General features: G+C 39.6%; 12 protein-coding genes and 1 riboswitch. Of the genes, 5 read left to right on the top strand and 7 right to left on the bottom strand.

Translation table 11 applies throughout. The features are described from left to right. Nucleotides 1-61: 61 nt before the first annotated feature. Nucleotides 62-159, bottom strand: a riboswitch (cyclic di-GMP riboswitch). A gap of 169 nt (nt 160-328) precedes the next feature. Then, a complete protein-coding gene (locus B7E07_RS02275) occupies nt 329-1,291 on the top strand; it encodes a methyl-accepting chemotaxis protein (protein WP_257391375.1) in 963 nt (320 codons plus the stop codon). Nucleotides 1,292-1,429: 138 nt separating this feature from the next. Here the strand turns inward: B7E07_RS02275 and trhO are convergent, their stop codons facing one another. Then, nucleotides 1,430-2,380: an oxygen-dependent tRNA uridine(34) hydroxylase TrhO gene (gene trhO, locus B7E07_RS02270; protein WP_080843868.1), complete on the bottom strand. Its 951-nt coding sequence runs from the start codon at nt 2,378-2,380 to the stop codon at nt 1,430-1,432. 464 nt (nt 2,381-2,844) lie between these two features. Between trhO and B7E07_RS02265 the strand changes: the two genes are divergently transcribed. After that, the gene (locus tag B7E07_RS02265) at nt 2,845-3,888 is read left to right on the top strand and encodes a C40 family peptidase (RefSeq protein WP_080843867.1); all 1,044 of its coding nucleotides are present in this window, start codon (nt 2,845-2,847) and stop codon (nt 3,886-3,888) included. A gap of 226 nt (nt 3,889-4,114) precedes the next feature. Here B7E07_RS02265 and B7E07_RS02260 read toward each other — a convergent pair whose 3' ends face one another. Both B7E07_RS02260 and B7E07_RS02255 read right to left on the bottom strand, forming a co-directional pair. Beyond that, nucleotides 4,115-5,326 (bottom strand): efflux RND transporter periplasmic adaptor subunit, encoded by a 1,212-nt coding sequence (locus tag B7E07_RS02260; protein WP_080843866.1) that lies wholly within the window; start codon nt 5,324-5,326, stop codon nt 4,115-4,117. A gap of 12 nt (nt 5,327-5,338) precedes the next feature. After that, nucleotides 5,339-5,992 (bottom strand): hypothetical protein, encoded by a 654-nt coding sequence (locus B7E07_RS02255; RefSeq protein WP_080843865.1) that lies wholly within the window; start codon nt 5,990-5,992, stop codon nt 5,339-5,341. A 253-nt stretch (nt 5,993-6,245) separates the two neighbouring features. Here B7E07_RS02255 and B7E07_RS02250 point away from each other — a divergent pair, with 253 nt between their 5' ends. After that, the gene (locus B7E07_RS02250) at nt 6,246-7,865 is read left to right on the top strand and encodes an SWIM zinc finger family protein (RefSeq protein ID WP_080843864.1); all 1,620 of its coding nucleotides are present in this window, start codon (nt 6,246-6,248) and stop codon (nt 7,863-7,865) included. Continuing rightward, nucleotides 7,858-10,674, top strand: coding sequence for a DEAD/DEAH box helicase (locus B7E07_RS02245; RefSeq protein WP_080849078.1), 2,817 nt, complete (start codon nt 7,858-7,860; stop codon nt 10,672-10,674). Before B7E07_RS02250 ends, B7E07_RS02245 begins: the two co-directional genes overlap by 8 nt. Before the next feature lie 75 nt (nt 10,675-10,749). Here B7E07_RS02245 and B7E07_RS02240 read toward each other — a convergent pair whose 3' ends face one another. From B7E07_RS02240 to ssb, 3 genes are all read right to left on the bottom strand, one after another. After that, nucleotides 10,750-11,094: a hypothetical protein gene (locus B7E07_RS02240; RefSeq protein ID WP_218970389.1), complete on the bottom strand. Its 345-nt coding sequence runs from the start codon at nt 11,092-11,094 to the stop codon at nt 10,750-10,752. Nucleotides 11,095-11,696: 602 nt separating this feature from the next. Next, on the bottom strand, nt 11,697-11,855 hold the full coding sequence (locus B7E07_RS23440) for a hypothetical protein (protein WP_176215090.1): 159 nt from the start codon (nt 11,853-11,855) through the stop codon (nt 11,697-11,699). Between the two features lie 5 nt (nt 11,856-11,860). Then, on the bottom strand, nt 11,861-12,217 hold the full coding sequence (ssb, locus tag B7E07_RS02235) for a single-stranded DNA-binding protein (RefSeq protein ID WP_080843862.1): 357 nt from the start codon (nt 12,215-12,217) through the stop codon (nt 11,861-11,863). A gap of 269 nt (nt 12,218-12,486) precedes the next feature. Here ssb and B7E07_RS02230 point away from each other — a divergent pair, with 269 nt between their 5' ends. Further along, nucleotides 12,487-12,906: a YwpF-like family protein gene (locus B7E07_RS02230; protein WP_080843861.1), complete on the top strand. Its 420-nt coding sequence runs from the start codon at nt 12,487-12,489 to the stop codon at nt 12,904-12,906. 148 nt (nt 12,907-13,054) lie between these two features. On the opposite strand, the gene B7E07_RS02225 is transcribed toward B7E07_RS02230, so the two are convergent. Then, nucleotides 13,055-13,363 carry a hypothetical protein gene (locus tag B7E07_RS02225; RefSeq protein WP_080843860.1) on the bottom strand — a complete coding sequence of 103 codons (309 nt, stop codon included), beginning with the start codon at nt 13,361-13,363 and terminating at the stop codon, nt 13,055-13,057. Nucleotides 13,364-13,555: the final 192 nt, after the last annotated feature.

Below are 13,555 nucleotides of genomic sequence, written 5' to 3'. Positions count from 1 at the left end.
CTCGCTGGCAGCCCGACCATCATAGTTCTAATAAGAAAAGCCTTCATTCCCGGCAGCATGGCTGTGCATCCATCATTATGCCAAGTTAAAAACCCTTCAAAAAACCTTAGATTCGCGGCTTTGCGTCCTTATTTTTCAATAAGTTTGCCTTTAAACATCTGTTACTTTTATCTTAAGTCTTTATTCTCATTATTTCAACAACTTTCGACACTATTCACTCATTTCCCCGGAAATATTCAAAAAAGATTGATAAGAAGCACAAAAGATAGGAAATATTGCCGATATAATAGGTAGGAAGACCATAAATCATAAGGATTGAGGTAATAAGATGCTGCTGATAGGAAAGAAAAAAGCGAACAGATTAGAGTTGGAACGGGAAGAATTAGAACAAACCATTCGAATGGAGCTTGAGGCAGAAATGGCTCATAAAGAAGCTGCACTGCAAAACACCATTTCCAAGTTTCTTCATGACTTGGAACATACCCTTCATCAACATGAAATGGTGAACGGACAGCACGGTACACTTGGTTCTTTAGTTGGCAATATTAAAGATCATTTTGATCATGTAAAAGGTTTAAGTGAAGCTTCAGTTCAGAATTCAAAAGATCTTTCACAAAAAGGAGAGGTTCTGATTCATTCTGCCAGGGAAATGGTATCACGTTCAGATGATGGCAGATCTTCTATCTTAAAATCCGAAGAGCTGATGAAGCAGCTTGGTGCACAATTAGAGGAAAACTCCCGTAAAATGGAGCAGCTGAATGAACGCTCCAAGGAAATTGAAATGATTGTTAAGGTAATTAAAGAAATCGCTGACCAAACCAATTTACTTGCCTTAAATGCTTCTATTGAAGCTGCACGTGCCGGGGAGCAGGGTAAAGGGTTTGCTGTTGTGGCAGAGGAAGTTAGAAAGCTGGCGGAAAACACAGCAGAAAGTACTGCTAATATTAGCAATTTGACGAAAAATATTCAGCAGGATATCGGCGCAACACTGCAGTCAACACTGCAAAGCACGGATTTGATCCAAGAAGGAATGGAAATCAGCAGCGGTTCAGCCAAAGCTATTGATTCAATTACTAGCATCATTAGTACTGTTCAAAACGAAGTTGGTGAAGTCATGCAGCAAATCGGCAAACAAACACATCAATCACAAGAAGCAGCTGACGAAATCAATAAAACAAAACATATTTTTGATGAAGTAAATGCCTTGCTGAAGCAGCATATTGACGACGCAAGTGTTGTGGACGAGAAGCTTGAAAATGTTATTCATCAGCTTTCCAATCAAAAAGCATAGAAATAGGTTCTAACTAAAACTCGAGGTTGGCAAGTCTGCCAGGTAAACGCAACCGTTCGTCTACTGCGCTGCTTATTTATATTTTTTAAAAAACAATAGGGGCATCCATACATTGGATGCCCCTTCTTTGATGCTGTTTTACGCTTCAATTTTACCCAATCGATTCTGTACTTCTTCCTCGCTCAATTCGTGCTGAATGATATAGCGGTTGCGAGGGTTTGTGCGGCATTCATCTGAACAGCTGCGCATGTATTTATGCTCATTTTCTTCAGAGCATAAGATTTTTTTGTTGCAGGCAGGGTTGGCGCAGTTCACATAGCGCTCACAAGGTTCGCCGGTAAAATAATCACGTCCAACAACTACATGCTCTTTCTGATTAACAGGTACGCCAATTCTCTCATCAAATACATACAGCTGCCCGTCCCAAAGCTCACCTTGCACTTCTGGGTCTTGTCCGTATGTGACAATACCACCGTGAAGCTGGGCGACATCTTTAAAGCCTTCTTTCAGCAGCCAGCCAGAGAATTTTTCACAGCGTATTCCTCCTGTGCAATACGTAACAATCTTCTTATCTCCAAGTAAATCTTTATTTTCACGAACCCACTGCGGCAGGTCACGGAAATTGACGATATCTGGACGAATTGCACCGCGGAAATGACCAAGGTCATATTCATAATCATTGCGGGCATCAAGTACAACCGTATCTTCATCATTTAAACGCTCATAGAACTCTTGCGGGCTTAAATATTGCCCGGTCAATTCATTCGGGTTCACATCATCTTCAAGGCGAAGTGTCACAAGCTCCTCGCGATGGCGAACCTTCATTTTTTTGAAGGCGTGTTCTTCTGCTTCATCTATTTTGAAAATCATTTCAGCAAAGCGAGGATCAGCTTTCATTGCTGCCATATATTGATCTGTCTGCTCAATTGTACCTGAAACCGTTCCGTTAATGCCTTCATTGGCAATAAGGATTCTTCCTTTTAAGCCAAGCTCTTGGCAAAAAGCAAGATGCTCTTGGGCAAACTCTTCAGGCTCTTCAATTGGGACATACATGTAGTACAGTAAAACACGATAATTCTTTTCACTCATTCTTTTTTCCACCTATCAATTGTATATTTGCAAGATATATTTGTATTCAATAGGTTTTAAACACAATTCTTACGTTTTATAGTATACCAAATTTCCGCACAAACCTTTAGTACTTCGTGCTGAATGTTAATATTACCATTTCATTTCCTGCTCATCTTTCTTTTACATTCATTTATTTACTTCTTCTCTTGGGTTCATACACAGGTATTTTGGCGTCTATTCATCACTCATCATCAGATCCACTATAAGCTTCAAATATCTTCCTGCTTAAAAACATTGCTTTAATTTTGCAGCAGCAGGAGTGAAGCCGATATTATGATAAATTTCAAGATTCTTTGTACTCATTATTAACATGAAACTTTTGTGCTTTTTATTGTATAAAGATGTAAAAACCGTTATCTTTTTGTCGATATAATGATAGAATACTGATATAAAACTACTATATATAAAGGAGAAATGAATAATTGAAAAAACAAATTGTGACAATAGCCACAGTTGCTATTCTTTCCTCCGCTTATGCAGCACATGCGTCAGCAGATACTCATACAGTCGAAAAGGGAGATACACTCTGGGGGTTATCGAAAAAGTATAATGTTTCCATTCCAGAATTAAAATCTTTAAATGGATTGAGTTCAGATTTATTACAGATTAATCAAAGATTATTAGTTTCAAAGGATCCTGTTGACCAAACACCAAACAGACCGGCTGCGCCTCCGACCGAAACTGCACCACCAGCTGCTAATCATACATACACAATTAAATCGGGAGATACACTTTCTAAAATCGCTCTGCAATATAATATCCGATTACAGGATTTAATGAATTGGAATAAGTTGACTACACATCTTATTTTTCCAGGGCAGGTTTTAAAAGTGTCATCAACTGCGAATTCAGGAGCTGCAAACGGGAACACACAACAGCCAGCACCTCCACCTGCACCACCTGCACCACCTGCGCCACCTGCTGGGAATACAGGTCAATCAACATACATTGTTAAAAAAGGTGATACATTAAGTGCAATCGCCCGTGATTTGCAGACGACCATTCAGCAGATAAAGAACTTAAACAATTTAAAATCTGATTTGATCTTTGCAGGGCAAAAACTTTTGATTGCTAAAGAGGGTTCTCAACAGGCACCTAAACCCCCAGCAGAGACGAACTTGATTACTGAAGCCAAAAAATATATTGGCACTAAATATGTTTGGGGCGGCACTACTCCAGCTGGATTTGATTGCAGCGGATATGTATATTATTTACTGAAACAAACAGGATCAAGTATGGGACGATATTCTACGGACGGCTATTATAGCAGATCGTATTATATTGACCAGCCACAGCCAGGGGATCTTGTATTTTTTGAAAACACCTATAGAGCTGGAATCTCACATATGGGCATTTATATTGGCAATAATGAATTTATACATGCTGATTCTTCTGGTGTAAGGATTACAAGTTTAGATAACTCTTACTACAAAAGCCGTTTTGATGGCTTTAAGCGATTCTACTAATCTGCCAATCAATTGGGCTGGCAAGTCTTCAATATGAACGACTAGGCATTTCAGCGTTTATCATTCACATTAATTGAGCAGCAGCTCCTTTTTACTGCTGCTGTAAATTTGGCTGCTAAGTCTGGTATTCTCCAGTACTGCTCATTATGCTTCTGAATGTACATAAAAAGCTATTCCTGCCAGTATCTGGGAATAGCTTTTTACATTGGAGCCATATTAGAGTTGACTAGTGTGATAGGAACCCTTTCCCTATCGCTTTCAAGATCTGGTTTCTTTCCATGTTTTCCATTTGCGTCTTCGATACGTTTTCAATACGAAGCGGAGTAATAAAAGTCCGGCCGTCCTGAATATTCCTTCCTCCTGTTTTCACAATGAAATCATTTGATTGGAGTCCATCTGAAATTTCTTGCAAGCCGTTTACATGCAGGCCTCTTTCAATCATTCTTTTTTCAACCTTGCCTGTAGCTGTTAAAGTATAAACAGCGTTTAAAGCAGCTTTTTTGATCCCAACCGTTGGGATGGCAAGGGTTTGATTGACTTCATCCGTAACAATTTCCAAATTCACTTTTGTACCGAATGGCGTTTCTTCCATTTCATCTGTAATAAAAATATCAACTGGATAGTTACTTTCCTTCCCTACTTCTGGTTTATCTGTCGGAATAAGCGACACTTCACCAACTGAACCTTCTAACATTTCGGTATTCTGTCCTCTTATATAAACCGGCATGCCTACCTCTACTTCCTTGCGTTCCGACTCTGTTAATGTAGTTTCTACCTTTTGCTCTGTAGATATAATTGTAATAAAAGGGTCCCCTAAGTCTACATTTATGGATTGAATGATCCCATCAGCAGGACTTTCTGCCGTTAAAAGATCTTCTCGGTCAGCTTCTTGGTCTAGCAGCTTCTCCAGTTTAGATATATCACTTTCCAGGATGCTGAATAGTCTTTCTTTTTCAAGCAGCTCTCTTTGAATTTCAAACTCATTATCCCTGTTTTCAACGTTTTCATCGCTTGGAGCAGCTGCTGTTTGAGCATCATCCAATAGGTCTTCTAACTGGTCTATATTGGTTTCTACCGCCTCTAATTCTTCTTCAAGCTTTTCAAGTTCGATTTCCAGTTTAGAATTTTCAAAATTCAAATCATCGTTTATATACGTAAAGAGAGGTGAACCAATCGTAACCTCCTCTCCCTCCTGAACTAATAATTCATTGATTACTCCTTTATTTTGATCATGATAAACAGGAGTTTCAACGGAGGAAACAATAACGCCTTCGCTGCTTAATTTCTTTTGTAAATCTCTTTCGAAAGGGCTTGTCCACTCTTCAACATAAGAGATTCTCTGTATTTTGCTGTCGGATTTAACGATTAAAAAAGTATTTACACCTAGAAAAAGCAGTGTAATGATGATTAATGCTGTACTGATCCCTCTTTTTCTCATGTTATTTCTCCCCTACAACAATTTGGCAAAATCTAAGTATTTAAAAATAGCAGCAAATATCCACCACATAATATTGAAGGCTAAACAAATCAATAAGACAAATGTTGCACTTTTATCGGATAAAACCTTTATAACAGTATATTGAATATAAATAATCCACAACTTAAATATGGAAATAACTGAAAGGATTTTCAGGAGAATTTCATTACTGGTTACATATTGTCCTATTATTCCCAATGAGAATGGCGATGAGTTTGAGTCCAGACCATATAGATAGCCTAGTAAAATAAGAAGCACTTTTTCTATTAAAATTATACATACGATCGCAAATTGTATATGTACAAGTTTTTTATACTCTATTTCTGTAACTGTCCAAAAGAATAAAGAAGGTAAAAATAATAGAATTAACGTGATGACAATCCCCCAAAGTATTTGACCAATTGCAAAAAGCATTTTTTGAGTCTCATACTCGGAGTTCGATAAGTCAAAAATAGCTGGTGACAGTATTTCAGACTTTAAACCCAATAACGCACTAATACCAAAAAGCAGCGCACTTATCCCTGTAAGTACAAGTGTTTTCTTTAGAATAGGATTTGGCGATTCAGCATGCTCGAGCCTAATAGCATACTCATATGGCTTCATTAAGCAGAAAATCATATTTTTCATGAACATATCTCCTGTCAGTTTACTAGTACATCTCTATTCTACCGCAAACTGTATTTTTTGGAAAATGAAGAAAGTACTTATTAAACAGAATTTATGCAATGTTCATAAACTATTTTTCCACTGATCAACCTCTGTTCTTCTTTCCCTTCAACCAGTCTTTTCAAAATGTTATAATAAACAAATGCAGAAAATGAGGTGCCAGTCACTTCCATTTTCAATATTGATCGTGGATTTAAAAAGGAGGCTTGGCAGGATGAAGGGAATTCCAGAGCATTTAGAGGAGCCGTTACAGTTCGCATCTCAAGAATTGAAGGGCATGCTGCATGCAGATGCTGAGGAAGATGTAAAGCTTGTTCATAAAGGATTAATGCTGTATCGGCAAGGGCTTGTCGGCAGTCTCAGCGTGCAAGGTGATTTAATTTCCGCTGTCGTCCAGGATGTAACTCCAGCGAATGTATTGCTCAATCTTGAGTTTTTTTCCATGAGTGAATGCTCCTGTCCTGCTGAAGGTTTTTGCCGGCATCAGATGGCTGTGTTTTTTCAGCTGCTTTCGAGAGCACACAGTGTTTCTGACTGGGCTGAAGAATGGCGCAGGCCCCTGAAGGAAAAAGAGGATGCCAAAGGCTGGGGCCTGAAGAAAGCACGTGACTTGCTGAAAACAGCGGGCATGAAGAAGCCTTCTTATGATAAATGGATTGAAACGTTTGAGGTTAGCTTTGAGGAGCTTTTTTATAGCAAAGGCATAATTAAACCCTACATCATTCCTGAAATTTATTCTATTTATATTCGCCGCTTGAAGGCAGGCGCTCCAACTGAACGGGAATGGCGCCTTCTTTACGAGCTGATTGGCTATATTTATACATTCCGAAAGCTCGCAGACTTATCGCAGCGTTTGGAATATGAAGAGATTGTGATTCACCGCCATTATGGCCATGTATTTCAATCGATCATGGACGATGTATTCGAACGAATGAGGACTTTATCAGGACAGTCCTTCCCTTTTGCCTTTGATGACTTTATTGAGAAAATGAAAGATGATTCCATAGAGATTCTAAAAGGAGAGGCGCCATTAGAGTATGAACGTATTCATCTATACCGTATCCTTTGGACAACTTTTTTCACAAAGAAAAATTGGCGCCAGGATGAACGGGAGAGATTACAGAAAAGCAGCGATTTACAAGTATTCTCACTAAAAGTTGCTGCGATTCATATTGATTTCCTCCTGCGGCAGGACGATGATGCCTTACGAGGACTTAGCGAGCCTGATCCAGATTTAACAGCGTATATGCTTTATTGGATTGAGGCGCTGAATTCACAAAAAGATTGGAAGCGGGCAGGATCCTATCTTGATGTCTTTATAGGTAAGCTGCAGACTTACTTACAGCTTAAGCCTGATTACTACTCATGCCGGGATTTTACACGACTGGCGATTAAGGTGATTTCACCATTCTGCACCGAGACCGGCCGTATGGATTTATTTGAGCGTGCGCTTGAGGAAACACTTCCATACAGTTATAGCGAGTATGAATTCCTTCTTTTTGAGAATCAGGAATTCGAAAAATGGGGCGACTTGCAGGCATATATTGGTTTTGATTTAGGGATGATGCAAAACGATCGAATTAAAACATTAGAAAAGGCTGACCCGACCGTTCTTCTACCTCTTTACCATCATGGAATTCAAAGTGACATTGCCATGAAAAACCGGGACCATTATAAAGCAGCCGTTCGCAAAATGAAGAAATTGCGCACACTTTATAAAAAACTGAAGCGATTGGATGAATGGTCGCTTTATCTGGATGAGATTCTACTTAAAACCAAGCGCCTTCGCGCCTTTCAGGAAGAGTGCAAAAGGGGTAAGCTGATTGATGCTTAAAACAAGATATCTTCACATTAAATTGAATAGAATCGCTGGTGAGCGTTATTTTTTATTTGCCGTAGACGAACACGGTAATCCGTATGATCCCCAGCACTGGAAACAGCTCCTTTTTGGCCGACATGCCGGCAGTTTTTATGGAACGATGCTGACAGAGGAAGAGCGGAATGGAATAAGCGGTGTCATATTGAATGCTTGGGAACTTGTTTCGCTTTTTTCCGCCGAACAGTTTAATAAGCTGATTGAATGGGATTGGGATGAGTATACACAGCTTTGCCTGGCCGCCGCACCTGCATTGTATGAATCGATTATTCATAAGGATTGGATCCCTGATTTTTCCGCATGGGAAAAAGATGAGTTTCGCTGGGAGCTGCCGAAAAATGTCCTCCATGAATTTGATCCTTCTTTTTGGGAGAGGAACGTCGAAGAAACTCCTGTACTCTCTTTTTTCGACGACATGTTTCATTACGCACTCGGAGAATATTTAAATCGCAACCGTGAAGCGAAAGCGAGCTTTGGCGAAAAGCTGGAGAAGTTGAACAGTGAACATTTATCAGCAGCGCATCTTGCTGCCTATTTTGATGAAGAAAGCTTTCAGCGATGGATGGGGATCAAGGAGGACGATACGCCATTTACCATTGGGCTTAAGCTTGAGGAGCCGAGTGAAGATGAACTTCACTGGAATGTAACGCTTTTTCTGCGCGGAAAAGATGACCCTGAACTTTTTGCTGATTATAAGGATTACTCCAATTACCAGAAGAGTTGGCATGATCATGAAGACAAAGTAGAGCATGAGCTGCAAAGATGGCTAAAGCTTTTTCCATGGCTTGATAATGGCAAACGAGGAATTACCTCCTTTCTGACCGAAGATGAGGCATGGATATTTTTAACAGAAGCCAGTGAAACGCTGCTCGCACTTGGTGTAGATATTCTACTTCCTTCCTGGTGGCAGGCCATGAAAAATGCGAGCATGAAGGTTAAAGCAAAAGTAAAGAGCTCGCAAAGTCATCGACCTTCCTTTGTTGGTCTTCAATCGATGCTGGATTATGATTGGCGTATTTCAATGAATGGCATTGATCTGACTGAGGAAGAATTTCACGGCATGGTTGAGGAAAAGAGAAAGCTTGTGTATATCCGCGGCCGCTGGATTAAGCTCGATCCGCAATTTATCCGCCATATTCAGGATATGATGAAAAGAGCCGAAAAGGAAGGCTTGCATGTACGGGATTTAATTGAGCAGGAGCTTTTGGCAGAGGAAGGCGGACGGGATGATGAGCTCGAAAATCCGCAAAGCTTTGCACGCATCCAAATTGAATTAAATCGGCAATGGAAGCAAATGGTGAAGCAGCTGAGAAACTTGAAAGAAATTCCTCTCGCTGAAAGTGCAGAAGACTTTCATGGCGAGCTTCGCCCGTATCAGCAGCTTGGAATGAGCTGGCTTCTCTTTCTGCGCCGTTATGGATTTGGCGCCATTCTTGCCGATGATATGGGTTTAGGAAAAACGATCCAGCTTATTTCTTATCTTTTAAAAGTAAGAGAAGAAGAAAAAGGTCCGGCGCTGATTATTTGTCCGACCTCCGTGCTTGGCAATTGGCAGAAGGAGATCGAACGCTTCGCACCAGATATGAAGGTCTATTTGCATTATGGTCCGAATCGGCCAAGAGGCGAAATTTTTGCTGAAACATGCTCTGGTGCTGATGTGGTCCTTACCTCTTATGGTCTCACACATTTAGATCTTGAGGATTTCGAAGCAATGGAATGGAGCTCTATTTCCATTGATGAAGCCCAAAATATTAAAAATGCTGGGACAAAGCAATCAAGAGCTGTCCGCCAATTAAAGGGCAAACATCATATTGCTCTTACAGGAACACCGATGGAAAACCGCTTGTCAGAGCTATGGTCTATCTTTGATTTCACCAACCATGGCTATCTCGGAAGCCTTGGACAGTTTCAGAATAAATATGTTCTCCCGATCGAAAAGGATGATGATAAAGACAAGGTTCGTCAGCTTCAAGCCTATATCCGCCCCTTCCTATTGAGAAGAACGAAACGAGATGAAGAAGTAGCGTTAAATTTACCGGATAAGCTTGAGCAGAAGGAGTACTGTCCGCTGACAGCCGAGCAAGCTTCCCTATATGAACAGCTTGTACGTGATACCTTTGCACAAATCGAAAAGCTGACTGGATTGGAACGGCGAGGCATGGTCCTTCAGCTGTTAGGCCGTTTAAAACAGTTATGCAATCATCCAGGACTGTATCTAAAAGAAGAAAAGCCGAAATCCATTCTGACTCGTTCTTCTAAGCTTGAAAAGCTTCATGAACTTATTAGCGCTGTTCGGGAGCAAGGAGAAAGCTGCCTGATTTTTACCCAGTATATTGAAATGGGCAAAATCATTCAGCAGATGCTGAAAAATGAATTCCAGCTGGATGTACCGTTTTTAAACGGCAGTGTCCCAAAACAGGAGCGAGATAACATGATTACCCGCTTCCAAAATGAGGAGTTTCCAGTCTTTCTCCTCTCTTTAAAAGCTGGAGGAACCGGATTAAACTTAACTGCCGCCAGCCATGTTATTCACTTTGACCGCTGGTGGAATCCTGCTGTTGAAAACCAGGCAACTGACCGTGCCTACCGGATTGGCCAAAAACGATTTGTTCATGTTCATAAACTAATCAGCACAGGGACACTTGAAGAAAAAATTGATGTGATGCTTGAGAAGAAACAGTCCTTAAACGACCAGATTATCCAAAGTGAAAGCTGGATTACAGAGCTTTCAAATGATGAATTGCATGATCTTGTTCATCTGAGCTGATTCTTTTAAACAACATGATGATCTCTCATCACCCTTGAAGCAGGCGGGAAAACATCTCGCCTGCTTTCATTTTCCTTATCGCCCTTTTGTTTGCAGTTTTTTTCTTGTTGCTGGATTCATCACATAGCTGACCCGCTTCCCTTCTTTAATCAAAATACTATTAAAAAATTCCTTTCCTTCCGGCTCAGGGAAACAGATCACTAGCTGATTTTTATGCAGTTGATATTGAACCTCATTCTTTGTGCGCTTTTCTTTGTATTGAAGTGTCAGTGGTTTATTTTCTTTTAATGGGAATTTTTGATAGGAATTAGTTTCTGAAAGTTTACTTAGAAGCACAGCATCACCGAAACTCGGGCGATGCATGGTGTCGATTTCATTACTGCATTTCCCCTTGTAGAAAAGAAATTTTTTTGGCATCATTTCACCTCCTCTATTTAGGTTTCCTTTCGGGAAACCATGTGTTTCTCCTCAGTACTTTTCTCCTATCCCTTTCCAAAATCCTCCTATTAATTACATTTTCCAGCTCAGATTTTGTCGAATTTGTGAATTGACTAAGTTTTTACTCGTACTCTCAAGCATAAAAATGTAAATTCATTGCTCTTACACTTTTTACGTTTAGCAAGGTGTTACGATTTTCGCAGCAGGATCCTAGATGTTCAGCGGATGGAAGATGAACCCTCCCCTTTTCTTCAATAAATATTTTTAAGACTGCTTATTAAAACAGCAAATAGCATAAACTAACTGTCTGGCGCCTGCAGGGCAGGTGGAACGGGCTTGTTTAAATAACCAAAAGATGAATAGTGAATATTTCTGCTTTAGAAATTCTCATTTTGATCCAGCCACATAAAAAAATCCAGTGCAGCTGCACCGGAATATGAGGATATAGGGGCGGTTTTTGATTTTCTTTAAAGAGGAAGAATATGGGGAATTCCTTTTAGCAGTTGGAACATTGTATTATGCGTATAGAATACTCCCTTAAGCTTGGATAACATTCTTTATAAAATTTTAGTGATCACAAATTATTAAGCATTCTTATTTTTTGCTTGTGAAAGGATAATGAGCTCAAGCTGGCCAATCCTTTTTGACAGTTCGTCTACTCTTTGGTTTGATTTGCCTAGCATTCTAATCAAACTTTCAAGCATGCATTCAACCGTATTATCTGGAACAGTACTTCGATTCATGCTTGTTAAAACTCCCTTCCGGCTGGGACTTCTATTGGGTCTTTTCGTTTATCTAGAAAACGGACAGATTCTGCGACAACTTCTGTTACGTATATTCTTTTTTGTTCGCTGTTTTCATAGTGCCTTGTCTGAATTCTTCCTGTAATGCCAATCAGCGAACCTTTTTGGCAATATGAGGCTGTGTTTTCAGCGGTTTTTTTCCAAAGTGTGCATTGGACAAAATCAGCATCAATTTCTCCTTGCTGATTTTTGAATTGACGATTAACAGCTAGAATCACATTTGTGACTGGCTTTCCATCCTGCGTTCTTTTTAGCTCTGGATCTTTCGTTAGACGCCCAACAAGCGTGACTTGATTAATCAATGTCTTTACAGCTCCTTTCTTTTGATGATTCTAGCTTAAAGGCAGTAGGCAACGTTTGTAAAACCGCTAAAATTCAATTTTTAAACAGCCACACTCTTTAAAAATTCATATTTCCTCTAAGAGAAAACATCCAATTTTTTTCAAAAATATCCATTTTACAAAATCAGACAAAAAAATTCGACAAGCAGATCCATATAGGAAAATTCGTTTTCATTCTGCAATATGTTATACTTTTACTAATAAATAGGAATCGAATGGAGGCAGCGCGTATGAAGACGTTTAAGTTAGTTTCGATGCAGGTGGTCGAAGAGGATAAGCTTACGGACATTGAACTTGATGACGGTTTAATCATTAATAAAGAAGACGAGCAGAGCACATGGCTGCTTGAAGCTTATATAAACAGTCAATATCGGGACTTTTTTCAGCAGAAATCTGATCAGGAACTCGTGGTTCAAGTTGTCATTTCGAAAAAGGAGAACGATCCCGCTGCCTTTGTCACCACCATTCTGTCGATTAACGAATTAGAAAATCATATTAGCATTTTATTTAAAGGTCAATTAAAGCGCTCTAGAAATGATTTTGCTGAAATTCTTCTCCAGGAATTATTAACACAAGGATTAAGCGGCGAAGAGCTAATAAACGAATTTAAACTAAAAATGCGCAGTCGTCCTAAATTAGCTGCAAAATAGTGCAGGATGGAAAATATTATTCATTTTCACTGTATATCTATTGATCACAAATCCTTATCCATTTAGGTAAGGACGGACCTTGTTTAAAACACTGACTTTTAAATTTCTCATTAAAAAGGACAGGCTCCATAGCCTGTCCTTACTATCATTACTGATTATTTTCTTCGTCGTTGTTTTCCATTTCATCTTCAATCATGTCTTCGCCAGGGTTATCTTCACCATTCATAGTGCCCTCGCCGCCATTAGTGTCACCGTTGTTATCTCCATTCATGTCCATATCAGTGTCACCGTTGTTTCCTTCGTTCATGTCCATATCCATGTCCATGTCTTCATCACCAGCTGGATCCTCCACGTTGTTATCCTCTGGCGGTGGATCTTGCTCGTCATTTCCGCAACCTGTAAGAAGCATTGCTGAAAGAAGAGAACCTCCAACGATCTTTAAAAGCTTGTTATTCATAATGTTAGCTCCTTTCTTGCTGTTTATAGTCGACCTGTATTGGTCTTTTTTTATGTTTCCCAAAACAACTGACAACTTGCATTAAATATTTCAAAATGATTCAATTTCTGCTCTTGCCATGGCATATTACATACATACACCTTTTGTCCGCGTTATAAACACTGGGTAGTTGTCCAATATTCACCAGTTTAA

Origin of the sequence: Cytobacillus gottheilii (assembly GCF_900166665.1) — a bacterium.
Taxonomy (GTDB): domain Bacteria; phylum Bacillota; class Bacilli; order Bacillales; family Cytobacillaceae; genus Cytobacillus; species Cytobacillus gottheilii_A.
Note: the sequence above shows the minus strand (reverse complement) of the source record. Positions and strands in the feature narration are given on the sequence as shown.

Bases quoted from the DNA above. Each gene is read 5' to 3' on its own strand.
- B7E07_RS02260 (WP_080843866.1), bottom strand. From the start codon at position 5,326: ATGAGAAAAAGAGGGATCAGTACAGCATTAATCATCATTACACTGCTT.
- B7E07_RS02275 (WP_257391375.1), top strand. From the start codon at position 329: ATGCTGCTGATAGGAAAGAAAAAAGCGAACAGATTAGAGTTGGAACGG.
- B7E07_RS02255 (WP_080843865.1), bottom strand. From the start codon at position 5,992: ATGAAAAATATGATTTTCTGCTTAATGAAGCCATATGAGTATGCTATT.
- B7E07_RS02230 (WP_080843861.1), top strand. From the start codon at position 12,487: ATGAAGACGTTTAAGTTAGTTTCGATGCAGGTGGTCGAAGAGGATAAG.
- B7E07_RS02240 (WP_218970389.1), bottom strand. From the start codon at position 11,094: ATGATGCCAAAAAAATTTCTTTTCTACAAGGGGAAATGCAGTAATGAA.
- B7E07_RS02250 (WP_080843864.1), top strand. From the start codon at position 6,246: ATGAAGGGAATTCCAGAGCATTTAGAGGAGCCGTTACAGTTCGCATCT.
- trhO (WP_080843868.1), bottom strand. From the start codon at position 2,380: ATGAGTGAAAAGAATTATCGTGTTTTACTGTACTACATGTATGTCCCA.
- B7E07_RS23440 (WP_176215090.1), bottom strand. From the start codon at position 11,855: ATGAATCGAAGTACTGTTCCAGATAATACGGTTGAATGCATGCTTGAA.
- B7E07_RS02245 (WP_080849078.1), top strand. From the start codon at position 7,858: ATGCTTAAAACAAGATATCTTCACATTAAATTGAATAGAATCGCTGGT.
- B7E07_RS02225 (WP_080843860.1), bottom strand. From the start codon at position 13,363: ATGAATAACAAGCTTTTAAAGATCGTTGGAGGTTCTCTTCTTTCAGCA.